Below are 24,316 nucleotides of genomic sequence, written 5' to 3' on the forward strand. Positions count from 1 at the left end.
TCAAATTAATGCACTCTTAAGATAAAATTTAAATTTATCCCTTGTATTCATTCTAAACGTCCCAATATAGGGTTTATGAGAAGATTTAGGGTGATAAAAAAGACTTGAAAAGTATTAAGTCTGTCCCCACTTCATAAACCAGATAACAAATTTAGTTTTTAAAAGTTTTTCGGAGGACTCCATGGGTAGAATTATTGGTATCGATTTAGGCACAACTAACTCTTGTGTTGCAGTATTAGATGGCGGCAAAGCACGCGTATTGGAGAATGCTGAAGGCGATCGTACGACACCCTCAATCATCGCATACACTGCTGATGAAACATTAGTTGGCCAGTCTGCAAAGCGTCAGGCTGTAACAAACCCAACGAACACAGTATTTGCTATTAAGCGTCTAATTGGCCGTCGTTTTAAAGATGACGAAGTTCAGCGTGACGTTGACATCATGCCATTCAAAATCATCAGCGCTGACAATGGCGATGCATGGGTTGAAGCACAAGGCAAGAAAATGGCTCCACCACAAATCTCTGCTGAAATCTTGAAGAAGATGAAGAAAACGGCAGAAGATTTCTTAGGTGAAGAAGTGACTGAAGCGGTTATTACCGTTCCTGCTTACTTTAACGATTCACAACGTCAAGCAACTAAAGATGCGGGTCGCATCGCAGGTCTTGAAGTTAAGCGTATCATCAACGAGCCAACAGCGGCGGCACTTGCTTACGGTATCGATAAGAAGCAAGGCGACAATATCGTTGCTGTATACGATTTAGGTGGTGGTACATTTGATATCTCTATCATCGAAATCGACAGTGTTGATGGCGAGCAAACGTTCGAAGTACTTGCAACTAACGGTGACACTCACTTAGGTGGTGAAGACTTTGATAACCGTATGATTAAGTATCTTGCTGACGAGTTCAAAAAAGAGCAAGGTCTTGACCTACGTAACGATCCACTAGCGATGCAGCGTCTAAAAGAAGCGGCAGAAAAAGCGAAGATCGAACTATCGAGCACAACACAAACTGAAGTTAACCTGCCTTACATCACAGCTGACGCAACAGGTCCTAAGCACTTAGTGGTTAAAATCACTCGTGCAAAACTTGAGTCACTTGTTGAAGATTTGATTAAACGTTCACTTGAGCCACTAAAAGTTGCACTTGCAGATGCTGACCTTTCAGTTTCTGACATCAACGAAGTGATTCTAGTGGGTGGCCAGACTCGTATGCCTAAAGTGCGTGAAGAAGTTTCTGCATTCTTTGGCAAAGAGCTACGTCAAGATGTTAACCCTGATGAAGCGGTTGCTATCGGTGCAGCGGTTCAAGCGGGTGTACTATCAGGTGAAGTTAAAGACGTACTGCTACTAGACGTTACGCCACTGTCTCTAGGTATTGAGACTATGGGTAGCATCATGACGAAGCTTATCGAGAAGAACACCACTATCCCGACTAAAGCGTCACAAACATTCTCGACTGCTGACGACAACCAAAGTGCTGTGACTATTCACGTACTTCAAGGTGAGCGTAAGCAATCAAGCGGTAACAAGTCTTTAGGTCAATTTAACCTAGAAGGTATTGAGCCTGCACCACGTGGCATGCCACAGGTCGAAGTGACTTTTGACATCGATGCTGACGGTATCTTGCATGTATCTGCTACAGACAAGAAGACTGGCAAAGCACAAAACATCACGATTAAAGCCTCTTCTGGTCTAAGTGATGAGGAAGTGGACGCTATGGTTCGTGACGCTGAAGCACATGCTGATGAAGATGCTAAGTTCGAAGAGCTAGCTACAGCTCGTAACCAGGCTGATGGCATGGTTCACGCAACTAAGAAGCAGATCGAAGAAGCGGGTGAGGCACTACCAGCGGACGAGAAAGAGAAGATTGAAGCTGCAATGGCTAACGTTGACACTGCTGTTAAAGGCAATGACAAAGAAGCGATTGAAAAGTCTACTCAAGAGCTAATGGAAGCGTCTTCTAAATTAATGGAAATCGCTCAAGCTAAGGCTCAAACTGAGCAAGGTCAACCTCAAGGTGAAGCACAAGCTTCTAAGCCTGAAGATGACGTAGTTGACGCTGAGTTTGAAGAAGTTAAAGACGACAAAAAATAATGACGGGTAATTCCTAAATTATTGTAGCGGGCGTTATGAGGAAACTCTAACGCCCGTTTGTGCAACTTTAGCCAAAAAGTATTAAAAACTATGTCAAAGCGCGATTTTTACGAAGTATTAGGTGTCGGACGTGACGCCAGCGAACGCGAAATAAAGAAAGCTTATAAGCGTTTAGCAATGAAATTTCACCCAGACCGCAATCCGGGTAACAAAGAAGCTGAAGCAAGCTTTAAAGAAGTTAAAGAAGCTTACGAAATTCTAACCGACAGCGATAAGAAAGCGGCCTATGACCAGTTTGGTCATGCTGGCGTTGATCCTAATCGTGGTGGCGGCGGTGGTTTTGGCGGCGGCGGTGATTTTGGCGACGTATTTGGTGATGTGTTCGGCGATATCTTCGGCGGCGGACGCCGCGGTGGTCAACGTCAAGCTGCGCGCGGAAGTGACTTACGTTACAACTTAGAGTTGTCTTTAGAAGAGGCGGTTCGCGGCTTAACCAAAGAGCTACGTATTCCAACATTAGCGGCTTGTGATGTGTGTGACGGCAGCGGTGCTAAGAAAGGCTCCTCGCCAACAACTTGTGGTACCTGTCATGGCCAAGGCCAAGTACAGATGCGTCAAGGTTTCTTCGCAGTGCAGCAAGCCTGTCCAACCTGTCATGGCCGTGGCAAGATCATTAAAGATCCTTGTAACAAGTGTCATGGTGAAGGTCGCGTAGAAAAGAGCAAGACCTTATCAGTTAAGATCCCAGCTGGGGTTGATACAGGCGATCGTATTCGTCTTTCTGGCGAAGGTGAAGCGGGCGAGTTTGGTGCACCACCAGGTGACTTATATGTTCAGGTGAGTGTTCGTGAACATGCCATCTTCCAGCGTGATGGCAACAACCTTTATTGTGAAGTGCCTATTTCGTTCAGCAAAGCGGCGTTAGGCGGCGAGATTGAAGTGCCAACACTTGATGGTAAGGTTAATCTTAAGATCCCAACTGAAACCCAAACTGGACGCATGTTCCGTATGCGCGGTAAAGGTGTTAAGTCTGTTCGCAGTCATGCAGTGGGTGACTTGCTATGTAAGGTCGTCATGGAAACACCTGTCAACCTTAATGAGCGTCAAAAAGAGCTACTACGTGAATTTGAAGATACGTTAACGGGTCAATCAAAGAAGCACAGTCCAAAGGCTGATGGTTTCTTCGATGGCGTGAAGAAGTTTTTTCAAGATCTGAATAGCTAAATCTGAGCTCGTTCAGTATATAATTTAAGCCTCGCGAATGCGGGGCTTTTTGTTATATGTGCTGAAGCTATTTGTACTTAGGTTATTTGCACTAAAGCTATATATTATGTTTTACGTGAAGGGAGTTAAGCTTATATGAAAGGAATACTATTACTGCTTAGCGCTGTATTATTGTGTACGGGCTGCGCTACTCATCAATCGCCAACAGGGCGGGGGCAAACCTTGCTGTTTTCATCAGAAGAGATGTCGCAGCTTGGTGATACTTCATTTGCTCAGCTCAAGCAGCAAGAGACAGTTAGCCAAGACAGAGCGATAAACAGCTATGTTAATTGCGTTGCACTGCGTATTACTCAAGCGTTACCCGATCAGAGTTTGCCATGGGAGGTCGTGGTATTTGAGTCAGAGCAAGTCAACGCGTTTGCGCTGCCTGGTGGCCATATAGGGGTTTACACCGGTCTGCTAAACGTGGCGACCAATCCTGACCAGCTTGCCACAGTGATTGGTCATGAGGTGGCTCATGTACTGGCAAACCACAGTAACGAGCAAGTGTCGCGCGCACAGATGACAGGTGCAGGCATGCAACTGGCAGATCTTGCCTTAGGCGCGGGGGGGATTGCGGATAAAGAACTTTATATGGCAGCCCTTGGTTTAGGTGTACAAGTTGGATACATACTCCCCTATGGTCGTGACCAAGAATCAGAAGCCGATATGATAGGTGTCGAATTGATGGCCAAAGCGGGATTTGATCCAGCTCAGAGTGTCGATCTGTGGCGCAATATGTCTAAAGCGGGCGGCGAGCAGGGGCCAGAGCTGCTTTCTACTCATCCATCCCATGGGCAGCGTATTGCACAGTTACAACAAATGCAGGCGAAAGCCCAACCTCTATATAATGCCAGTAACGCGAGTATGAAAAATTCTTGCCAAAGACCAAAATAGCTACGGTTTTTAGGGCAATATCACAGAAATTATGATAAAGTTTCGCGCGAAATTTAAATTGAATCAATGAGAGTACAATCATTATGTCTGATAAGTTCAGTACAATTGAAGAGCAAGCAAGCTACGGTGTTGGTCGTCAACTAGGTGAGCAACTAGCTGCAAACTCGTTTGAAGGTATCGATATTTCTGCTGTTCAATTGGGTCTATCTGACGCATTCGAAGGTAAAGAAAGCCTAGTGTCTATGCAAGATATGCAAGTTGCTTTCACTGAAATCAGCCAGCGTATCCAGAAAGTTCAAGAAGCTGCTGCTGCGGCTGCATCAGAAGTAGGTGAAAAATTCCTTACTGATAATGGTGCTCGTGAAGGTGTTGTGACTTTGGACTCAGGTCTACAGTACGAAATCATTACTGAAGGTAACGGTGATAAGCCTGGTTACGACTCTACAGTACGTACTCACTACCACGGTACTTTCATCTCTGGTGACGTATTCGATAGTTCTGTTGCTCGTGGCGAGCCAGCAGAATTCCCAGTATCTGGCGTTATCGCTGGTTGGACTGAAGCATTGCAACTTATGCCTACAGGTTCTAAGTGGAGACTATTTGTACCACAGCACCTAGCATACGGTGAGCGCGGCGCAGGTGCTGCAATCCCGCCATATTCAACTTTGGTATTCGAAGTTGAATTGTTAGACATTATCTAAGTTAGACAATAAGCCTAAGTTAATACTTAGGCTTTTTTTTGACATTTGCAGGGAGTACTGAGATGACTGAACAAGTAAGAGTGGCAATAACAGGCGGCAGTGGCCGTATGGGACGTACTCTTATTGAAGCGGCAAAACAAAATGAAATGATTTTGTTGGGCGCGGCGATTGAACGAGCTGGTTCGACTCTGATGGGCGTCGATGCGGGTGAACTTGCAGGCGTTGGGGCGATGAATGTGGCCATTACCGACTCTCTCGATAAAGCGGTTGATGATTTTGATGTGCTTATCGATTTTACCTCACCTGAAGCCAGTGTTGTGCATACAGACTGGTGTGCAAAGAATGGCAAAGCAATCGTTATAGGCACCACCGGGTTCAATCATGCTCAGAAAGAGCAAATTTCTGCCTACTCTGATCAGATACCGATTGTCATGGCGCCAAATATGGCGGTTGGCGTTAATCTTATGTGGAAACTGCTTGAAGTGGCCGCAGAGGTGATGGGCCAATACAGCGATATCGAGATCATAGAAGCTCACCATAGATATAAGAAAGATGCACCGTCAGGTACCGCGCTGAAGATGGGTGAAGTGATCGCTGAAACCTTAGGCCGTGATCTGGAAAAGTGTGCAGTGTATGGTCGCGAGGGGATTACTGGTGAGCGTGATAGAGAAACCATAGGTTTCGCTACTGTGCGTGCTGGCGATATCGTGGGTGAGCATACCGCATTATTTGCCGATATGGGTGAACGACTAGAGATCACCCATAAAGCATCGAGCCGAATGACCTTTGCAAATGGTGCTATGCGCGCCGCAACCTGGTTAGTCGAGCAAAATGCAGGGCTTTACGATATGCAGCAAGTCTTAGGCTTGAAGGCATAATTATTTAAAACCGCTATCAGCGGTTTTTTTTTGCTTGAAATTTTTTTGATAAAATACTTTCTTCATCTATAGACAGGTTTTGCTTTTACATATAAAATCGGCGGAATTTGTCAAAATTTTGCATTTTAGCGAAAGTTGGTATTTTAAAAACATATAAAAAACAATTAATTTCAATGATTTGGCTCTTTCCGGAGGTCGCGTTGACAAAGTCTGCCTTACTCGTACTTGAAGATGGAACCATTTTTTCTGGCACTGCAATTGGTGCTGAAGGGATGTCTGTTGGTGAAGTCGTTTTTAACACTTCAATGACCGGTTACCAAGAAATTTTGACTGATCCATCATATTCACGTCAAATGGTAACCCTCACTTATCCACATATTGGTAATACTGGTACCAATGATGAAGATACAGAGTCTAGCTCTGTTCATGCATGTGGCCTTATCATTCGAGACTTGCCGCTAATCGCAAGTAACTTTCGTAATCAGCAATCTTTAAGCGATTATTTGATCGCTAACAACGTTGTTGGTATTGCTGATATCGATACTCGTAAATTAACTCGTATCCTACGTGAAAAAGGCGCTCAAGCCGGTTGTATCATGGTGGGTGATTTAGATGAAGCTAAAGCGCTAGCTGCAGCTAAAGCCTTCCCAGGCCTTAAAGGCATGGATTTGGCTAAAGAAGTCACCACAAACGAAACATATTCATGGCGCAGCGGTAGCTGGCGTTTAGTTGGCGGTTTGCCATCTGATACGCCTGAAGCTGAGCTTAAATATAAAGTCGTTGCTTATGATTATGGCGTGAAGCGTAATATTTTACGCATGTTGGTTGACCGTGGCTGTGATGTCACTGTTGTACCAGCTCAAACTCCTGCTGCAGAAGTACTTGCTATGAATCCTGATGGGGTTTTCCTATCAAATGGCCCTGGTGACCCTGAGCCATGTGATTATGCAATTGCTGCGATTCAAGAGATTTTAAAGACTGACATTCCAGTTTTTGGTATCTGTCTTGGTCACCAGCTGCTGGCATTAGCTTCAGGTGCTAAAACACTGAAAATGAAGTTTGGTCATCACGGTGCTAACCACCCTGTGAGCAATATTGAGCAAGGTAATGTGATGATCACCAGCCAAAACCACGGTTTTGCTGCGGATGAAACAAGCTTACCAGCCAATATTAAAGTGACACATAAGTCACTATTTGATGGTTCACTGCAAGGTATACACCTTACAGATAAGCCTGCATTTAGTTTCCAAGGACACCCTGAAGCGAGTCCTGGACCACATGATGCGGCGCCACTGTTTAATCACTTCATTGACTTGATTGATTTGTACTGTCAAAACGCCAAGTAGTAACCTCATCCGGGAGAAGATTTAAGCAATGCCAAAACGTACAGATATAAAGAGTATTCTTATCCTAGGTGCTGGACCAATTGTCATTGGTCAAGCCTGTGAGTTTGACTACTCAGGCGCACAAGCCTGTAAAGCCCTACGCGAAGAAGGTTATCGAGTTATTCTTGTTAACTCTAACCCTGCAACCATTATGACCGATCCTGAGATGGCCGATGCAACATACATCGAGCCAATTCATTGGGAAGTCGTGCGCAACATTATTGCAAAAGAGCGTCCAGATGCGATTTTGCCAACAATGGGCGGCCAGACTGCACTTAACTGTGCACTTGAGCTTGAAAGCCGTGGCGTACTAAAAGAGTTTAATGTTGATATGATTGGCGCGACAGCTGATGCAATCGACAAAGCTGAAGACCGTAGCCGTTTCGACAAAGCAATGAAGTCGATTGGCCTTGAGTGTCCTCGTGCTGGTATCGCTCATACAATGGATGAAGCTCGTGCTGTTCAAGCTGAAGTGGGCTATCCATGTATTATCCGTCCTTCATTTACCATGGGCGGTAGTGGTGGCGGTATCGCTTATAACAAAGAAGAGTTTGAGGATATCTGTTCTCAAGGTCTTGAATTATCACCGACTAGCGAACTCCTTATCGACGAATCTTTGATTGGTTGGAAAGAGTACGAGATGGAAGTAGTTCGTGACCGTAATGATAACTGTATCATTGTCTGTGCGATTGAGAACTTCGATCCTATGGGCGTGCATACGGGTGACTCGATTACGGTTGCGCCAGCGCAGACACTAACCGATAAAGAATACCAGTTGATGCGTAATGCATCTCTTGCTGTATTACGTGAGATTGGTGTTGAAACTGGCGGTTCAAACGTACAGTTTGGTATCAACCCGAAAGATGGCCGTATGGTTATCATCGAGATGAATCCACGTGTATCTCGCTCATCGGCATTAGCATCAAAAGCAACCGGCTTCCCGATTGCTAAGATTGCCGCCAAGCTAGCGGTAGGTTTCACTCTTGATGAGCTAAGCAACGACATTACTGGCGGCGCAACACCAGCATCATTTGAGCCAGCCATCGATTACGTTGTGACTAAAATCCCGCGCTTTAACTTTGAAAAGTTTGCCGGTGCCAATGACCGCCTAACCACACAGATGAAGTCTGTGGGTGAAGTGATGGCGATTGGACGTACATTCCAAGAATCACTGCAAAAAGCCCTTCGTGGCCTTGAAGTGGGCAAAAATGGTTTGTGCCCAGAAATCGACTTGGCAAATCCTGAAGCGCTATCACGTATTCGTCACGAGCTTAAAGAGCCTGGCGCAGAACGTATTTGGTATATTGCCGATGCGTTCCGTATGGGATTGTCGGTAGATGATATCTTCGCACTAACCAATATTGACCCATGGTTCTTGGTACAAATTGAAGACTTGCTTAAGTCTGAAGCGCAAGTTGCTGAAATCGGTCTTGCTGGTCTAAATGAAGATGTTCTACGTAAGCTTAAGCGCAAAGGCTTTGCTGATTCACGTTTAGCAGCACTTGCAGGTGTGAGCGAAACAGAAGTACGTAAGCTACGTACTCGTTTTGAAATTCACCCAGTGTATAAGCGCGTTGATACCTGCGCTGCAGAATTTTCAACCGATACTGCTTACATGTACTCAACGTATGAAGAAGAGTGTGAAGCGAACCCATCAAATCGTGACAAGATCATGATTTTAGGTGGTGGTCCAAACCGCATTGGCCAAGGTATTGAGTTTGATTACTGTTGTGTACATGCGGCATTAGCGCTACGTGAAGACGGGTACGAGACCATCATGGTTAACTGTAACCCTGAAACGGTTTCTACCGATTACGACACGTCAGATCGTTTGTACTTCGAGTCAGTGACATTTGAAGACGTGCTTGAAATCGTGCGTATCGAGAAGCCAAAAGGCGTTATCGTGCAGTACGGTGGTCAAACGCCGCTTAAACTTGCTCGCGACCTAGAAGCCGCAGGCGTACCGATTATCGGTACAAGTCCTGATGCGATTGACCGTGCTGAAGACCGTGAGCGTTTCCAGCAAGCAATTCAGCGTTTAGGCATGAAGCAGCCTGAAAACGATACCGTTACAACGGTTGAAGGTGCAGTGATTTCTGGTGAGCGTATCGGTTATCCGTTAGTGGTTCGTCCATCATATGTACTTGGTGGCCGTGCGATGGAAATCGTTTATGACGAGCAAGACTTACGTCGCTACTTTAACGAAGCGGTAAGTGTTTCGAATGCATCTCCTGTGCTATTGGATTGTTTCCTAGATAACGCGATTGAAATCGACATCGATGCAGTATGCGATGGCGAAACCGTTGTTATTGGTTCAATCATGGAGCATATCGAGCAGGCTGGTGTTCACTCTGGTGACTCAGGTTGTTCATTACCTCCATATAGCCTTAGCCAAGAAATCCAAGACCGCATGCGTGAGCAGGTCGGTAAGCTTGCAATGGAACTTGGTGTAATTGGTCTAATGAACGTGCAGTTTGCGGTGAAGGATAACGAGATCTACATGATTGAAGTTAATCCACGTGCTGCGCGAACAGTACCATTCGTATCAAAAGCGACTGGCGTTCCATTAGCTAAGATTGCAGCTCGAGTGATGGCAGGTCAAAGCCTTAAGTCACAGAACTTCACCAAGGAAGTTATTCCGCCATTCTTCTCTGTAAAAGAGGTAGTATTGCCGTTTAACAAATTCCCAGGTGTTGACCCTCTGCTTGGCCCTGAAATGCGCTCAACGGGTGAAGTGATGGGTGTCGGTGACACGTTTGCTGAAGCCTATGCTAAAGCACAGCTTGGTGCGACATCTGAAGTGCCTAAGTCTGGCCGCGCGCTATTGTCTGTTCGTAACAGCGATAAAGCACGTGTAGCAGATTTAGCGGCACAGCTAATCGCACTGGGTTATGAAATCGATGCGACTCACGGCACTGCAGTTATCTTGGGCGAAGCGGGTATTAACCCACGCCTAGTGAACAAGGTACATGAAGGTCGCCCACACATTCTTGACCGTATCAAGAATGGTGAGTACACCTATATTGTCAATACCACAGAAGGTCGTAAGGCGATTGAAGACTCACGTCAACTTCGCCGCGGTGCACTACGTTATAAAGTGAACTACACCACGACTCTGAATGCTGCATTTGCAACTTGTATGGCACACTCGGCGGATGACCGTTCGAACGTGACATCAGTGCAAGAGCTGCATAAGCGTATTACGAAATAAGTTGAGCTAAAACAGAAGGCCGCTTAAAGCGGCCTTTTTTATTGGCTTGACCTTTTGATTGAGCAGGGCAGCGATAAATAAAAATTTATCTTCCATTGCTAGCAAGTCTGGCAAAGGTTAAGTAAGCTCTACGGTCTCAAGTCGTGATTTGCTTCGAAAAAAAGGCGGTTTACTCAGCCTTAATGATAGCTAGATCGCGAGCAAGTATAGATTAGAGTGCATCGAATGCCCTCTGCGTTTACAATAACGTAATTCCACCTGATTTTACCTCACTGATGTTGTTCTCAGTGGGACATGCTTTTGTTTTAAAGGAGACGAAAGAGCTTATGAGTACGGTTCCAATGACCATAGTCGGTGCTGCAAGACTGCGTAAAGAGTTAGATTTTCTTAAGTTTGAGCGCCGTCCGCTAATTGCCGCTGCAATTGGTGAAGCCCGTGAGCTTGGCGATTTGAAAGAAAACGCTGAATATCATGCTGCCCGTGAAGAGCAGGGATTAAGCGAAGCGCGCGTTAGAGATATCGAAGGTAAGTTGTCTCACGCACAGATCATCGATGTGACCACAATGGAAAATAACGGCCGCGTTATTTTCGGTTCTACAGTGACTATTTTAAATGTAGATACTGAAGACGAAGTGACTTACCGCATTGTGGGTGAAGACGAAGCTAACATTAGAGAAAACTTGTTGTCAGTGAGTTCTCCAATTGCCCGTGGTCTAATTGGTAAGAGCTTAGATGATGAGATCTCTATTGTGACACCTGGTGGCACAACTGACTTTGAAATTATCAAAGTTGAATATATCTAATCTAACCCGTTAGAACTAAAAAAACCGCTTTTTAGCGGTTTTTTTATGTGACGCAGTGACCGGTAGCGCCAAAACAGTGAATAATCGTTTGTATCGAGGCTGTGCTACGTTTAGTATATTCGACATAGTAAATAGACTTAAAATAGGTAATTAGTGCTGTCATTTTGGCGATTCGGCTTCATCTTGTTGTTCATAGGGGGATTATTTCTCACACCTATGTCTGCAAGTGCATCTGAAAATGTTCAAAGTAATGATATGCGCTCAGTGGAACCTGCAGGGGCTGTTATAACCGTTATACAGGCTGCACCGCATAAGAATATGCTCGCAGATATGACAAGCACGCAATCCTCTGGCTTACCTAAACATACTCCTTTAACGCTTGAAGATAAGCAGGCAAAGCAAACTGACAAAGATGGCTCTGAATATGCGCCACTTGTTTCGCAGCGCTTTATCAGTTTTTCTCAACATGATCCCCTGCAAAGTCGTCCCGACTATTTGCTGGCCTTTGAATTTACTTCCCCCGCAGTGCCTTCTTTAACCGTTGGTTATCGCATGGATTTTGCGCCAGCAGTAGACTGGTCACTGCACATTGATACTCGCTCCCACCGACTTTGCGCGTGGAAAGAGTCTAATCTTCTCTACCGCTTTTCTCAGTCTCGCTCCTTAAGCTAACGACCGATAGCCATTTGGCTTCGTTATCGGTTGGTTTTTAAAGCAGCTATTGAGCTCGGCAGTGTTAGTTATTACTAACTTTCCCCTGATGCATTGACGTACTCGGTGTTTATTCACTTTGTTGTTGATTCCGCTAATGGTGCACTCCCTATAAGCCGCTTACTTATTTCCGTCACAAGCATGTGATTGAAACGGTGAACGTTTACCTCGATAGCTCTAAAGCATACTCGCCCAATATTCCTAGGCACCAATGTTATTAGGCATTAGTCCTGCTGGGGTTAGCCTTTTAATAATAAGTCCAGTTTCACTTCTGTGGCCTTTGAATAATGGTGAGTTGCTATCACACTTTTAGTGAATTTAAAGAGCAAAAATATGAGAGAACAGAAAAAATCAGCAATTTTGAACCATTATGCTGCTTGGAAATACATAGTGTTAGTCGTCACCATCAGCATTATGTTACTGAGTGCGTTACCGACTTTTTTTGGTGAAGATGCAGCGGTGCAGATTAGCGACGAGGCCGGGTTGAAAGTTAACCCTTTGGAATTACATCAGCTGCTCGTGTCCCAAGGTGTTACCGTTAAGCGTATCGATCAAGCTAATGGACAAACCTTGATTGTGCTTGACGACAATTCACAACAGAGCCAGCTGAAAACCTTGCTTGCAAGTCAGGTAAAGGATCCTTCCAAACTAACGCTTACTCTAGCGCCTGCAGCGCCAAACTGGCTATTATCGCTCGGTTTTACTCCGATTAAATTGGGATTGGATTTGCGAGGTGGGGTGCAATTTCTATTGGATGTTGAAATTGAGCCTGTCTATAAGTTGCACGCCAACACGTTCATTGACTCTGTTAGGCAATTTGCGCGTGAACAGTCCTTATATGGTGTCACGATTCAGCAGCAGGCTGACGGTAATGTGAACATAACAACTACGGATTTAGCACAAAAAACAGCGATAAGACAGTTTGTTACTAAGCAATATCCTAATTGGCAAGTCTCAAACTCTGGTGAGCAATCTTTAAATGCTGATCTGTCAGAAGCTGAAAAAATGAATATTCGCGACCTAACCGTGAAGCAAAACTTGCAGATCATGCGCAGCCGTATCGAGCAACTAGGGATCAGTGAGGCTGTCGTTCAGCGTCAAGGTGAGCATCGAATTCGAATAGAATTACCGGGTGTACAAGATCCTGCTGCTGCAAAGTCAGTGATAGGTGCTACCGCCAGCCTTGCTTTCTATCAAGTTAAGCAACAGGGTTCTGTTAATGCCAAGGTATTGAAAGATGAGCTGGGGGCTCCTGTTTATGTTGCTAGACGCGCGGTACTCGGCGGTGAGCATATTGTCGACGCAAGAGCATCGCTCGGTGAGATGGGGCAGCCTGAAGTGGTTATTCATCTAGACCGAGAAGGCGGCAGAATCATGTCGGCTTTTTCTCGCGACAATATTGGTAAGCCGATGGCGACTTCATATAGTGAGTATAGCCGCGGTGATAATGGACAAATTAGACAAACCACTGAAGTTATCAGTGTAGCGACAATTCAATCTCAGCTGGGAGACCGATTTAGCGTAACAGGCTCTAGGGATTATGCCAGTGCGCAGCAGCTTGCTTTATTACTTCGAGCGGGCTCAATGACGGCACCTGTGACTATTGTTGAAGAACGGACTATTGGGCCAAGCTTAGGCGAAGAAAACATCACCAACGGTTTCTCTGCGCTTGCCTTAGGTATGGCGGTGACATTGCTGTTTATGGGGCTTTGGTACCGACGTTTAGGTTGGATAGCGAACGTGGCACTTTTAGCCAACATGATCCTTATATTTGGCTTAATGGCACTGATCCCTGGCGCGGTTTTAACCTTACCTGGCATCGCAGGTTTAGTGCTAACCGTTGGTATGGCAGTAGACACTAACGTACTTATTTTTGAGCGGATTAAGGACAAGTTAAAGGAGGGGAGGAGCTTTGCTCATGCCATTGACCGAGGCTTTGATAGTGCCTTTTCAACCATTGTTGACGCCAACATTACCACGATGATCACTGCAGTGGTTCTTTATGCTATCGGTAACGGGCCAATTCAAGGCTTTGCGTTAACCCTAGGGTTAGGTCTGCTAACCAGTATGTTCACCGGGATTTTTGCATCCAGAGCATTAGTTAACTGGGCATATGGTCGTAATTTTAGTCGTAACGTGAAGGTATAATATGAATTTTAATCATTTAAGTAAGTTGAGTAAATTAACAAAAGCACGTTACCTCTCAAGTGTCTTCTCTGTACTGATCATGCTGTCATCTATTGGCATTATTGTCGTCAATGGATTTAATTGGGGGCTAGATTTTACCGGAGGGATTGTTACTGAGGTAAAACTCGATTCGAATATTAAGGCCACGCAAATTAGTAAGCTATTGTCAGCAACCTCGGAGCAGGAGGTCAGTGTTATTTCGGCGGGTGAGCCAGGTCGTTGGATTTTGCGTTACGCTAAAATAGACAATGCTGGGGCTGGTGATATCAAAACCATATTGGCGCCGTTGACTAATGATGTTGAAGTACTCAACTCTAGCATAGTTGGGTCGCAAATTGGTCAAGAGCTCGCAGAGCAAGGAGGGTTGGCACTGCTTGCGGCAATGTTATGTATTCTGGCTTATTTAAGTTTTCGTTTTGAGTGGCGTCTTGCCAGTGGCGCATTATTGGCACTATTTCACGATGTTATCTTCGTGCTGGCATTTTTCTCGTTAACGCAGATGGAGTTCAACTTGACCATTTTGGCAGCGGTACTGGCTATTTTAGGTTACTCACTGAATGACTCGATTGTCATTGCTGACAGGGTAAGAGAAGTGCTGATTGCTAAACCTAAGATGGCGATTGATAAAGTGTGCAGTAGCGCAGTAAAAGCCACGTTTTCACGTACCATGATCACGAGCGGTACCACACTATTTACCGTTGGCGCCTTATGGGTGATGGGCGGTACGCCGCTGCAGGGATTTTCAATTGCGATGTTTCTCGGGATCATGATTGGAACGGTGTCATCGGTATCTGTAGGTACTTGCTTACCCGAGTATTTGAAAGTGAATGCCGAGCACTATAAAGTCGAACCTATTAGCGAAACTCCATAAAAAAGGCCCATAAAAAAAGAGCCGCTGAATAATCAGCGGCTCTTTTTATTTATCTTACAAAGGCTTCTTTATCTTAATGAAGACGTCTTTGTTAATTACTTTGCCTTAGGCACTGCAATTTTCATTTCTTCAGACTGACGGAACAGTACTAAAACGTGACCGATAAGCTGTATTTTTTCAGCTTTAGTTTCACGTACAATGGCATCTACGATAGCGTTTTTAAGCTCTCTGTCACCAGAGGCTACTTTCACTTTAATCAATTCATGATGTGAAAGTGCATTATCAATTTCAGCCAGCACTCCCTCAGTCAAGCCGTTACCACCAAGCATCACTACAGGCTTGAGACTATGCGCTAAGCCCTTTAAGTGCTGTTTTTGTTTGGTTGTTAAGTTCATTTATACCAACTTTATGCTGAGTTACTGTTGAAAACCCGCTATTCTACCCTTATATAGGCTTTGTGTAACTCTCAATTTTGTTGCGGATTTTAAATGTCAGGAAAAAAACGAACAGCCAGTTCTTCTCGCTGGATGCAGGAACATTTCGATGATCACTATGTCAAACTAGCGCAGAAGCGTGGTTTAAGGTCGCGTGCGGCTTTTAAGATTGAAGAGATCCAAGAAAAAGATAAACTCATTCGACCTGGAATGACGGTTGTTGATTTAGGGGCCGCACCGGGTGGCTGGTCTCAGGTAGCCGTTAAATTGGCAGGTGATAAGGGTAAAGTTATCGCTTGTGATATTCTACCTATGGACCCGATTGTTGGCGTTGATTTCCTACAGGGTGATTTTCGCGAGGAAAAAGTGCTGGACGCATTGTTAACCCGAGTGGGTGATGCCAAGGTTGATGTGGTGCTATCTGATATGGCACCGAATATGAGTGGTACAGGTGGTGTTGATCAGCCGCGTGCTATGTATTTAGTAGAGCTTGCGTTAGATATGTGTCATCAAGTGTTGGCGCCTAATGGTTGTTTTGCTGTTAAAGTCTTTCAGGGGGAGGGCTTTGATGAATACATGAAAGCGGTTAAAGAGGCGTTCAAAACGGTTAAAACACGTAAGCCAGATTCTTCACGTCCACGTTCGCGTGAAGTCTATCTTGTGGCGACTGGGTACAAGTTGTAGTAATCTACCCTAAGTACTCTAACATTAGTTTTCGAAAGACTTTAAAAGAGGTCGAGTAATTTGAGTGACATGGCAAAAAATTTAATTCTCTGGGTTGTCATCGCCGTTGTGTTGATGTCAGTTTTTCAGGGCTATTCCCCCTCTTCTTCGACTAAGCAGAAGATGGATTATTCAACATTTTTAGATAACGTTAAAGACGGTCAAGTCAATACTGCAACGGTTAAGAGTGACCAGCGCACTATTGAGGGAACAACGCGTACTGGTGAAAAGTTTGTCACTGTAATGCCGTTACCTGACTTAGATCTAATTAATGAACTAAATCGCAAGGGGATTACATTCAAGGGAGAAGAAGCTGAAGAGTCAGGGTTCTTAACTCAGATATTTATCTCTTGGTTCCCAATGTTACTGCTTATCGGTGTGTGGATTTTCTTCATGCGTCAGATGCAAGGCGGTGGCGGTAAAGGCGCAATGTCATTTGGTAAGAGTAAGGCCAAATTGATGAGCGAAGACCAAATTAAAACTACTTTTGGTGACGTTGCAGGTTGTGATGAAGCTAAAGAAGACGTTAAAGAATTGGTTGATTACCTGAAAGAACCCACTAGGTTCCAAAAGCTGGGTGGCCGTATTCCAACAGGCGTATTGCTTGTGGGTCCGCCAGGTACAGGTAAAACTTTGCTTGCTAAGGCGATTGCTGGTGAAGCAAAGGTTCCTTTCTTTACTATTTCAGGTTCTGATTTCGTAGAAATGTTTGTCGGTGTTGGTGCATCTCGTGTACGTGACATGTTTGAACAAGCTAAAAAATCAGCTCCTTGTATCATCTTTATCGATGAAATCGATGCCGTAGGTCGCCAACGTGGCGCTGGTGTTGGTGGTGGTCACGATGAGCGTGAGCAGACATTGAACCAGATGCTAGTTGAGATGGATGGTTTCGAAGGTAACGAAGGTATTATTGTTATCGCTGCGACTAACCGTCCAGACGTACTCGATGCTGCATTGTTACGTCCTGGTCGTTTTGATCGCCAAGTGGTTGTTGGCTTGCCTGATGTACGTGGTCGTGAGCAAATCCTTAAGGTACATATGCGTAAAGTACCTTTGGCTGACGGTGTCAAAGCAAGCGTTATCGCTCGTGGTACACCAGGCTTCTCGGGTGCAGATCTTGCTAACCTTGTTAACGAAGCGGCGTTATTCGCTGCTCGTAACAACCGCCGTGTTGTGGGTATGGAAGAGTTCGAAAGCGCTAAAGACAAGATCATGATGGGCGCTGAGCGTCGCACTATGGTGATGTCGGAAGAAGAGAAAGAGATGACCGCTTACCATGAAGCGGGCCATGCTATTGTGGGTTGTTTGGTACCGGAGCACGACCCTGTGCATAAGGTAACAATTATTCCACGTGGCCGCGCATTGGGTGTGACCTTCTTCTTACCAGAAGCAGATGCAATCAGTCAGAGTCGTCGCAAGCTTGAGAGTCAAATCTCTGTGGCTTACGGTGGTCGTATTGCTGAAGATATTATCTACGGTAGCGAGAAAGTATCAACTGGCGCGTCACAAGATATTAAGTACGCAACGTCGATTGCACGTAACATGGTTACTCAGTGGGGCTTCTCTGAAAAGCTAGGTCCTGTACTTTATGCTGAAGATGAGAACGAAGTGTTTTTGGGGCGTAGCATGGGTAAATCTCAGCATATGTCTGATGATACTGCACGTGTTATTGATGCTGAAGTTAAAATGCTGATTGATGCTAACTACAGTCGAGCAGTTACTTACCTAACTGAAAATATGGATATTCTTCATGCAATGAAGGATGCGTTGATGAAGTATGAAACCATCGATGCAAACCAAATTGATGACTTAATGGCTCGTCGTGAAGTGCGTATGCCTGCTGAGTGGGAAAAAGATCTGCAGTCAAATGATAACGATAGCAATGACGCTTCATCTGAAAAGAAAGAAGAGATCAAGGAAGCTAAAGAAGATAAGCCTGATGTCAGTGATGCTGACGAATCACCCGCTAAGTAATCTTTAGTTAGATAAAGAAAACCCCTTCTAGGGGTTTTCTTGTTTACGGAACTTTATTTTGTCTAAATTAACCAGTGGTAATGCATCTCTAGATTTAAGTTCTCCAGTTGTGATGGGGATCCTCAATGTCACGCCCGACTCATTTTCTGATGGTGGCGAATATTCTTCAATCGAAACAGCCTGTAGACAAGCCGATTTTATGGTGGCTAATGGCGCCAAAATCATCGATATTGGTGGTGAGTCCACCCGTCCTGGTGCGAAAGATGTATCTGTTGACGACGAGCTGGCGCGTGTGCTGCCTTTAATCGATTACGTGAGCCGTACTCATAATGTGTGGATCTCAATAGATACCAGCAAGGCCGCCGTGATGCAGGCAGCAATAGAAGCGGGTGCCCATCTGATTAACGACGTGCGAGCACTGCAAGAACCGGGTGCATTAGCTGTCGCTGCGGCATTGAATGTGCCTGTGTGCCTGATGCATATGCAGGGGCAGCCTAGGACGATGCAAGATGCGCCGCAATATGGTGACATCATTAGCGATATCACCGAGTTCTTCAATCAACGTATTGAGGCCTGTATTGCGGCTGGGATAAAACGTGAACAGATAGTGCTCGACCCCGGTTTTGGTTTTGGTAAAACCCTTGCACATAATTATGAGCTGCTAAATCGTATGGCAGAATTTTTACCTATGGGCTTACCTATCCTGGCTGGCTTATCACGTAAGAGTATGTTCGGGCAGTTACTTGGACGTGAAGTAGCACAAAGATTAAGTGGTACACTTACTGGTAATATGCTGGCAGTCCAAGCTGGCGCGAATATTGTGCGCGTGCATGATGTGCAAGAAACCAGTGATATGCTTGCTGTTTTAGCAGCGACAAAGAATTATATCGCTTTAGCTTAATCGTTGGCTTTGATGCCAGTTGTTCAGCTAGGGTTAGTATTTTTACGGTAGAATCGATGGATTTAGATCTACGTGATTAGTGAGTTTGGAGTTCAAGTGAAGCAAAGACAATTTTTCGGAACCGACGGTATTCGAGGCAAAGTAGGCGCGGGCAAAATGACCCCTGAATTAGCGCTTAAGTTGGGTTGGGCTGCGGGGCGCGTATTATCTCGTGCTGGCACCCATAAAGTTATTATCGGTAAGGACACTCGCATTTCAGGTTACCTGTTTGAATCTGCATTGGAAGCGGGGCTTTCTGCCGCAGGGATTGATGTGATGCTTATTGGTCCAATGCCAACACCGGCAGTTGCCTATTTGACACGCACCTTCCGTGCTGAAGCCGGTATTGTTATTAGCGCTTCCCATAACCCCTATTACGATAACGGTATTAAGTTCTTTGCTAACGATGGCAGTAAACTCGACGATGACGTTGAACTTGAAATCGAAGCTGAGCTTGAAAAATCATTAACCTGTGTTGAGTCTCACCTGTTAGGTAAAGTGGCTCGTATTGATGATGCCGCTGGTCGTTACATTGAGTACTGTAAGAGTCATTTCCCAGCAGAGCAGACGTTAAGCGGTCTTAAAATTGTTGTCGATTGTGCTCATGGCGCAACTTACCATATCGCTCCGAGTGTGTTTAGAGAGCTTGGCGCTGAGGTTATCGCTATCGGTGATAAGCCAAATGGTTTGAATATCAACGATAAAGTTGGCGCCACCTCGATGGCAAAGATTTGTGAAACCGTTTTAGCCGAAAATGCTGATTTAGGTATTGCTCTTGATGGTGACGGCGACCGGATCATGATGGTTAACCGTCATGGACGTGTTATTGATGGCGATGAAATTCTTTATATCTTAGCTTGTGATGCGCAAAAAAGCGGCGTCCTTCGTGGTGGTGTTGTCGGTACCTTGATGTCAAATCTAGGGTTAGACCTCGCATTACAAGCGCTCAATATTCCTTTTGTACGCTCTAAAGTGGGAGATCGCTACGTCATGGAGCTTCTAAAAGAGCATGATTGGCGTATCGGTGGTGAAAATTCAGGTCATATTTTGAATCTCGACCATGGCACAACCGGTGACGGTATTGTTGCCGGCATCTTGGTGCTAGCGGCTATGCAGCGTCAAAACGCCAGCCTTGAGCAGCTAACTGCCAATATCACCATGTTGCCACAAGTATTAGTGAACGTTCGCTTCGAGGGTAATAACGACCCGTTAGCAGCTGATATTGTGTTAGCTGCAAAGGCAGAAGTAGAACAGAAACTGGGTGAACGCGGTCGTGTGTTACTGCGTAAATCAGGAACTGAACCGCTATTGAGGGTGATGGTAGAAGGTGATGAGCAAGAAGCGGTCACCAAATATGCTAATTATATTGCGGATGCTGTTCGTAATTTAGTTTAGTATTTAGTTAAATAAACAGGATGTTATAGGCAGTCGTGGTTGAATTTGCTGCAAAGCTGTTATTAATCGTACTGCCAACATCTTGTTAGCATAAAAAACACGCGTTCTCGCCTTAATTCGTAAAAATAACGTCTTTAGGTATTGTAAGTTAACAAGTGGTTCGCTATTATTCACGCCGCTTTCAAAGGAGACAGTAATGGCACTCAGACGTCCCATGGTTGCTGGTAATTGGAAAATGAATGGCAGTGCGCAACTTGCACAAGAGCTTTTCAAGAAATTCGCTACCAAGCTCCAAGATGATTCAGCGGAAGTGGTATTGTGTCCACCTTCTATTTACTTAGAAAGTGTACGACAGCTACTGGATGAAAACAAAGAAGCCTTAAATGGTTGTTTGGTCAGAATGGGAACGCAGAATATAAGTCAACATGACTTCGGCGCCTATACTGGTGAAATATCTGGTCAGATGTTAAAAGATTCAGGATGTCGATATGTTATTATCGGACATTCAGAACGTCGCCGTATGTACGGAGAGACGAGTGATATCGTGGCAGAGAAATTTGCCGCAGCTCAGAAACATGGTTTGACCCCAATACTTTGTGTTGGTGAGTCGGGTCCAGCTCGTGAAGCAAGACGCACTTTTGAAGTGATTGCTGAAGAGTTAGATGTGGTCATTGAAAAGAATGGCACCATGGCTTTTGACAACGCAATTATCGCCTACGAGCCATTATGGGCAGTAGGAACCGGTAAAAGTGCTACGCCAGAGCAGGCGCAAGAAGTTCATGCGTTTATTCGCAAGCGTCTCTCTGAAGTATCTCCATTTATCGGAGAAAACATCAGGATTTTGTACGGTGGTAGCGTAACACCGAGTAATGCAGCAGACTTGTTTGCTCAACCTGATGTAGACGGTGGTTTGATTGGTGGTGTAAGCCTCAATGCTACCGAATTTCTCAGTTTATGTACGATAGCGATGAGCGCATAATATGTATGAAGTTCTAATGGTTGTTTACTTGTTGGTTGCGATTGGTCTAGTAGGACTTATCCTTATCCAGCAAGGTAAAGGTGCTGACATGGGTGCTTCTTTTGGCGCCGGTGCTTCAGGTACTCTGTTCGGTTCATCTGGTTCTGGTAACTTTTTGACTCGTTCAACTGCAATTTTAGCAGTCGCGTTTTTTGCTCTAAGTCTTACCATTGGTAACTTAAGTGCAAATCACACTAAAGCTGAAGGTGCATGGGACGATTTAGGAAGCAACGCAGCGCAAGTTGTTGAGCAAGTTCAGCAAGAAGCTGAAAAGTCAGAAGATAAAATCCCTGACTAATTCATAAGAATGTTTATGAATGGTATCAATCTTAGATTGATTGGTACCGACTGTTAGATTGCTACGCCCTCTCAATGTAGCAAACAATGATAACAGTCAGATGTAACGATTTATGCGGATGTGGTGGAATTGGTAGACACGCCAGCTTGAGGGGCTGGTGAGCGAAAGCTCGTGGGGGTTCAAGTCCCCCCATCCGCACCAAATCTTTGAGTTCGTTAACGACGGAGTCGAAGATAATAAAGTGGTTTAAACGCCCTTTATTATTGCAAGTGGAGAGGATTCTCAATATACTTGCACAAGTTGTCGCGGGGTGGAGCAGTTTGGTAGCTCGTCGGGCTCATAACCCGAAGGTCGTCGGTTCAAATCCGGCCCCCGCAACCAGCTTCCCAGTAAAGAAATTTATTTCTATACTGTTACAGGTTCTGGATATATCAACCTCGTCATTACGGGGTTTTTTGTTATCTGGAACTTATAAAACGGTCACTCAAGGTGACGTGTACTGGGGCTATTAGGCCCTTTTTTGTTTTTCTGGGGGTAACCTTGGCTACATTAGAACGCAAACTGGTAGAAATGCTCAACGCACCAGTTGAAGCATTAGGCCACAAACTTTGGGGTCTGGAATATATTCAAGCAGGCAAGCATTCTATCTTGCGTTTATATATAGACAACGAAAAGGGCATCTTCATCGAGGATTGCGCCGAAGCAAGCCGCCAAGTAAGTGCTGTGCTGGATGTTGAAGATCCAATCACATCTGAATACACGCTAGAAGTTTCTTCTCCTGGTGTAGATAGACCGCTGTTCACCGCTGAGCAGTATAAGGCCTACATCGGTGAGACTGTAAAAGTACAATTAACGATGCCTGTAGCAGGCAGTCGTAATTTAAAAGGCACCGTTACTGGCGTTGATGGGCAAATGCTTAATCTGTCGGTAGATGGGAACGAACTTATTGTTGCTTTGGATAATATCCGTAAAGGCAACTTAATCGCTAAGTTTTGATGAATTCAAGGTGAACGAGGCAAGACAATGAATAAAGAGATTCTGCTAGTCGCTGAGGCGGTTTCAAACGAGAAAGGTGTACCGCGCGAAAAGATTTTTGAAGCGCTGGAAATTGCACTAGCCACAGCAACCAAGAAAAAATACGAAGGTGACATTGAAGTTCGTGTTGCAATCGACCGTAAGACAGGTGCTTATGAAACTTTCCGTCGTTGGATGGTAGTTGAAGATGCGGGCGTTCCATTAGAAAACCCGTTCCGTGAGATCACACTTGAAGCTGCAAAGTATGACGATCCAGAAATTGAGCTGGGCGGTTACATCGAAGATGAAATCGAGTCAGTTGCATTTGACCGTATTACCACTCAAACCGCTAAGCAAGTTATCGTACAAAAAGTACGTGAAGCTGAGCGTGCTCAAATCGTTGATCAGTTCCGTGATCGTGAAGGCGAGTTGATTGTAGGTGTTGTTAAGAAGAGTAACCGCGAGAGTGTAGTGGTTGATCTTGGTAATAACGCTGACGGTGTGCTGTTTAAAGAAGATTTGATTTCACGTGAATCTTTCCGTCCTGGTGATCGTGTTCGTGCATTGCTTTACTCTGTACGTCCGGAAGCTCGCGGTGCACAACTGTTCTTAACGCGTACTAAACCTGACATGCTTATTGAGCTATTCCGTGTTGAAGTACCTGAGATTGCAGACGAGATGATCGAAATCATGGGCGCTGCTCGTGATCCAGGTTCTCGCGCTAAGATCGCCGTTAAGTCTAACGACCGCCGTATCGACCCAATAGGTGCGTGTGTTGGTATGCGTGGTGCACGTGTTCAAGCTGTTTCAAACGAGCTTGGTGGTGAGCGTGTAGATATCGTGCTTTGGGACGATAATCCAGCGCAATACGTTATTAACTGTATGGCACCAGCGGATGTGGCTTCTATCATCGTTGATGAAGATAACCACTCAATGGATATCGCAGTTGAAGCTGACAGCTTAGCACAAGCAATCGGTCGTAACGGTCAGAACATCCGTTTAGCTACTCAGCTATCAGGCTGGGAACTTAACGTGATGACTGTTGCTGACATGAAAGCTAAGCATCAAGCTGAAAGCGCAAAAGTAGTCAATCTATTCATTCAAGCATTAGATGTGGATGAAGATTTTGCACAACTACTATCTGACGAAGGTTTCACTTCTTTAGAAGAGATTGCTTACGTTCCAGAATCAGAGCTATTAGAAATTGATGGATTCGACGAAGATACCGTTGAGTCATTAAGAGAACGCGCAAAAGCGGCGATCTCTACTCGTGCACTTGCGACTGAAGAAGCACTTGATGGTGCTGAACCAAGTGAAGATCTTCTTGCTCTAGAAGGTCTAGATAGACACTTGGCATTCGTAATGGCAAGCAAAGGCGTAATTACGCTTGAAGATTTGGCCGAACAAGGCATTGATGATTTGATCGAAATTGAAGAATTAACAGAAGAAAAAGCAGGCGAGCTAATTATGGCTGCCCGTAATATCTGTTGGTTTGGCGAAGAAGCATAAGTCGAT

General features: G+C 45.0%; 20 protein-coding genes and 2 tRNA genes. 21 read left to right on the forward strand and 1 reads right to left on the reverse strand.

Translation table 11 applies throughout. The features are described 5' to 3' along the window. Window positions 1-181 precede the first annotated feature (181 nt). From dnaK to secF, 11 genes are all read left to right on the forward strand, one after another. A complete protein-coding gene (gene dnaK / locus ACVBIU_RS06370) occupies window positions 182-2,098 on the forward strand; it encodes a molecular chaperone DnaK (protein WP_447160135.1) in 1,917 nt (638 codons plus the stop codon). Window positions 2,099-2,188: 90 nt separating this feature from the next. After that, a complete protein-coding gene (gene dnaJ, locus ACVBIU_RS06375; RefSeq protein WP_447160134.1) occupies window positions 2,189-3,322 on the forward strand; it encodes a molecular chaperone DnaJ in 1,134 nt (377 codons plus the stop codon). Window positions 3,323-3,457: 135 nt separating this feature from the next. After that, window positions 3,458-4,258: a M48 family metallopeptidase gene (locus ACVBIU_RS06380; RefSeq protein WP_447163331.1), complete on the forward strand. Its 801-nt coding sequence runs from the start codon at window positions 3,458-3,460 to the stop codon at window positions 4,256-4,258. Between the two features lie 83 nt (window positions 4,259-4,341). Further along, a complete protein-coding gene (locus ACVBIU_RS06385; protein WP_447160132.1) occupies window positions 4,342-4,959 on the forward strand; it encodes an FKBP-type peptidyl-prolyl cis-trans isomerase in 618 nt (205 codons plus the stop codon). Window positions 4,960-5,021: 62 nt separating this feature from the next. Further along, entirely contained in the window at window positions 5,022-5,837 is an 816-nt protein-coding gene (gene dapB, locus ACVBIU_RS06390; protein ID WP_447160131.1) for a 4-hydroxy-tetrahydrodipicolinate reductase, read from the forward strand. 173 nt (window positions 5,838-6,010) lie between these two features. Then, window positions 6,011-7,183 carry a glutamine-hydrolyzing carbamoyl-phosphate synthase small subunit gene (gene carA / locus ACVBIU_RS06395; protein WP_447163332.1) on the forward strand — a complete coding sequence of 391 codons (1,173 nt, stop codon included), beginning with the start codon at window positions 6,011-6,013 and terminating at the stop codon, window positions 7,181-7,183. A gap of 28 nt (window positions 7,184-7,211) precedes the next feature. Continuing rightward, window positions 7,212-10,433, forward strand: coding sequence for a carbamoyl-phosphate synthase large subunit (carB, locus tag ACVBIU_RS06400; RefSeq protein WP_447163333.1), 3,222 nt, complete (start codon window positions 7,212-7,214; stop codon window positions 10,431-10,433). Window positions 10,434-10,759: 326 nt separating this feature from the next. Then, on the forward strand, window positions 10,760-11,236 hold the full coding sequence (greA, locus tag ACVBIU_RS06405; RefSeq protein ID WP_447160128.1) for a transcription elongation factor GreA: 477 nt from the start codon (window positions 10,760-10,762) through the stop codon (window positions 11,234-11,236). A gap of 216 nt (window positions 11,237-11,452) precedes the next feature. Continuing rightward, window positions 11,453-11,908, forward strand: a complete 456-nt coding sequence (locus ACVBIU_RS06410; RefSeq protein WP_447160127.1) for a hypothetical protein — start codon at window positions 11,453-11,455, stop codon at window positions 11,906-11,908. A 372-nt stretch (window positions 11,909-12,280) separates the two neighbouring features. Beyond that, a complete protein-coding gene (gene secD / locus ACVBIU_RS06415; protein WP_447160126.1) occupies window positions 12,281-14,095 on the forward strand; it encodes a protein translocase subunit SecD in 1,815 nt (604 codons plus the stop codon). Window position 14,096: 1 nt separating this feature from the next. Beyond that, window positions 14,097-15,005 carry a protein translocase subunit SecF gene (gene secF / locus ACVBIU_RS06420; protein ID WP_447163334.1) on the forward strand — a complete coding sequence of 303 codons (909 nt, stop codon included), beginning with the start codon at window positions 14,097-14,099 and terminating at the stop codon, window positions 15,003-15,005. Window positions 15,006-15,100: 95 nt separating this feature from the next. Here the strand turns inward: secF and yhbY are convergent, their stop codons facing one another. Continuing rightward, the gene (yhbY, locus tag ACVBIU_RS06425; RefSeq protein WP_447160124.1) at window positions 15,101-15,400 is read right to left on the reverse strand and encodes a ribosome assembly RNA-binding protein YhbY; all 300 of its coding nucleotides are present in this window, start codon (window positions 15,398-15,400) and stop codon (window positions 15,101-15,103) included. A gap of 93 nt (window positions 15,401-15,493) precedes the next feature. Here yhbY and rlmE point away from each other — a divergent pair, with 93 nt between their 5' ends. From rlmE to nusA, 10 genes are all read left to right on the forward strand, one after another. Continuing rightward, entirely contained in the window at window positions 15,494-16,123 is a 630-nt protein-coding gene (gene rlmE / locus ACVBIU_RS06430) for a 23S rRNA (uridine(2552)-2'-O)-methyltransferase RlmE (protein WP_012278226.1), read from the forward strand. A gap of 69 nt (window positions 16,124-16,192) precedes the next feature. Further along, window positions 16,193-18,136, forward strand: coding sequence for an ATP-dependent zinc metalloprotease FtsH (gene ftsH / locus ACVBIU_RS06435; protein ID WP_447160123.1), 1,944 nt, complete (start codon window positions 16,193-16,195; stop codon window positions 18,134-18,136). 58 nt (window positions 18,137-18,194) lie between these two features. After that, complete coding sequence (gene folP / locus ACVBIU_RS06440) at window positions 18,195-19,037, forward strand: dihydropteroate synthase (protein ID WP_447163335.1); 843 nt, start codon at window positions 18,195-18,197, stop codon at window positions 19,035-19,037. Window positions 19,038-19,133: 96 nt separating this feature from the next. After that, window positions 19,134-20,471 (forward strand): phosphoglucosamine mutase, encoded by a 1,338-nt coding sequence (gene glmM / locus ACVBIU_RS06445; protein WP_447160121.1) that lies wholly within the window; start codon window positions 19,134-19,136, stop codon window positions 20,469-20,471. Window positions 20,472-20,667: 196 nt separating this feature from the next. Then, entirely contained in the window at window positions 20,668-21,450 is a 783-nt protein-coding gene (tpiA, locus tag ACVBIU_RS06450) for a triose-phosphate isomerase (protein ID WP_028769143.1), read from the forward strand. A 1-nt stretch (window position 21,451) separates the two neighbouring features. Then, entirely contained in the window at window positions 21,452-21,787 is a 336-nt protein-coding gene (gene secG, locus ACVBIU_RS06455) for a preprotein translocase subunit SecG (RefSeq protein ID WP_447160120.1), read from the forward strand. A gap of 114 nt (window positions 21,788-21,901) precedes the next feature. Then, window positions 21,902-21,988, forward strand: a tRNA-Leu gene (locus ACVBIU_RS06460). Window positions 21,989-22,091: 103 nt separating this feature from the next. Continuing rightward, window positions 22,092-22,168 (forward strand) — tRNA-Met (locus ACVBIU_RS06465). Between the two features lie 159 nt (window positions 22,169-22,327). After that, the gene (gene rimP / locus ACVBIU_RS06470; protein ID WP_447160119.1) at window positions 22,328-22,783 is read left to right on the forward strand and encodes a ribosome maturation factor RimP; all 456 of its coding nucleotides are present in this window, start codon (window positions 22,328-22,330) and stop codon (window positions 22,781-22,783) included. A 27-nt stretch (window positions 22,784-22,810) separates the two neighbouring features. Beyond that, window positions 22,811-24,310, forward strand: coding sequence for a transcription termination factor NusA (gene nusA, locus ACVBIU_RS06475; protein WP_447160118.1), 1,500 nt, complete (start codon window positions 22,811-22,813; stop codon window positions 24,308-24,310). The last annotated feature ends 6 nt before the right edge of the window (window positions 24,311-24,316 follow it).

Source organism: Shewanella sp. 30m-14 (genome assembly GCF_052977125.1).

Coding starts and splice junctions, on each gene's coding strand:
- dnaK (WP_447160135.1), top strand. CDS start 182: ATGGGTAGAATTATTGGTATCGATTTAGGCACAACTAACTCTTGTGTT.
- dnaJ (WP_447160134.1), top strand. CDS start 2,189: ATGTCAAAGCGCGATTTTTACGAAGTATTAGGTGTCGGACGTGACGCC.
- ACVBIU_RS06380 (WP_447163331.1), top strand. CDS start 3,458: ATGAAAGGAATACTATTACTGCTTAGCGCTGTATTATTGTGTACGGGC.
- ACVBIU_RS06385 (WP_447160132.1), top strand. CDS start 4,342: ATGTCTGATAAGTTCAGTACAATTGAAGAGCAAGCAAGCTACGGTGTT.
- dapB (WP_447160131.1), top strand. CDS start 5,022: ATGACTGAACAAGTAAGAGTGGCAATAACAGGCGGCAGTGGCCGTATG.
- carA (WP_447163332.1), top strand. CDS start 6,011: ATGATTTGGCTCTTTCCGGAGGTCGCGTTGACAAAGTCTGCCTTACTC.
- carB (WP_447163333.1), top strand. CDS start 7,212: ATGCCAAAACGTACAGATATAAAGAGTATTCTTATCCTAGGTGCTGGA.
- greA (WP_447160128.1), top strand. CDS start 10,760: ATGAGTACGGTTCCAATGACCATAGTCGGTGCTGCAAGACTGCGTAAA.
- ACVBIU_RS06410 (WP_447160127.1), top strand. CDS start 11,453: ATGTCTGCAAGTGCATCTGAAAATGTTCAAAGTAATGATATGCGCTCA.
- secD (WP_447160126.1), top strand. CDS start 12,281: ATGAGAGAACAGAAAAAATCAGCAATTTTGAACCATTATGCTGCTTGG.
- secF (WP_447163334.1), top strand. CDS start 14,097: ATGAATTTTAATCATTTAAGTAAGTTGAGTAAATTAACAAAAGCACGT.
- yhbY (WP_447160124.1), bottom strand. CDS start 15,400: ATGAACTTAACAACCAAACAAAAACAGCACTTAAAGGGCTTAGCGCAT.
- rlmE (WP_012278226.1), top strand. CDS start 15,494: ATGTCAGGAAAAAAACGAACAGCCAGTTCTTCTCGCTGGATGCAGGAA.
- ftsH (WP_447160123.1), top strand. CDS start 16,193: ATGGCAAAAAATTTAATTCTCTGGGTTGTCATCGCCGTTGTGTTGATG.
- tpiA (WP_028769143.1), top strand. CDS start 20,668: ATGGCACTCAGACGTCCCATGGTTGCTGGTAATTGGAAAATGAATGGC.
- secG (WP_447160120.1), top strand. CDS start 21,452: ATGTATGAAGTTCTAATGGTTGTTTACTTGTTGGTTGCGATTGGTCTA.
- nusA (WP_447160118.1), top strand. CDS start 22,811: ATGAATAAAGAGATTCTGCTAGTCGCTGAGGCGGTTTCAAACGAGAAA.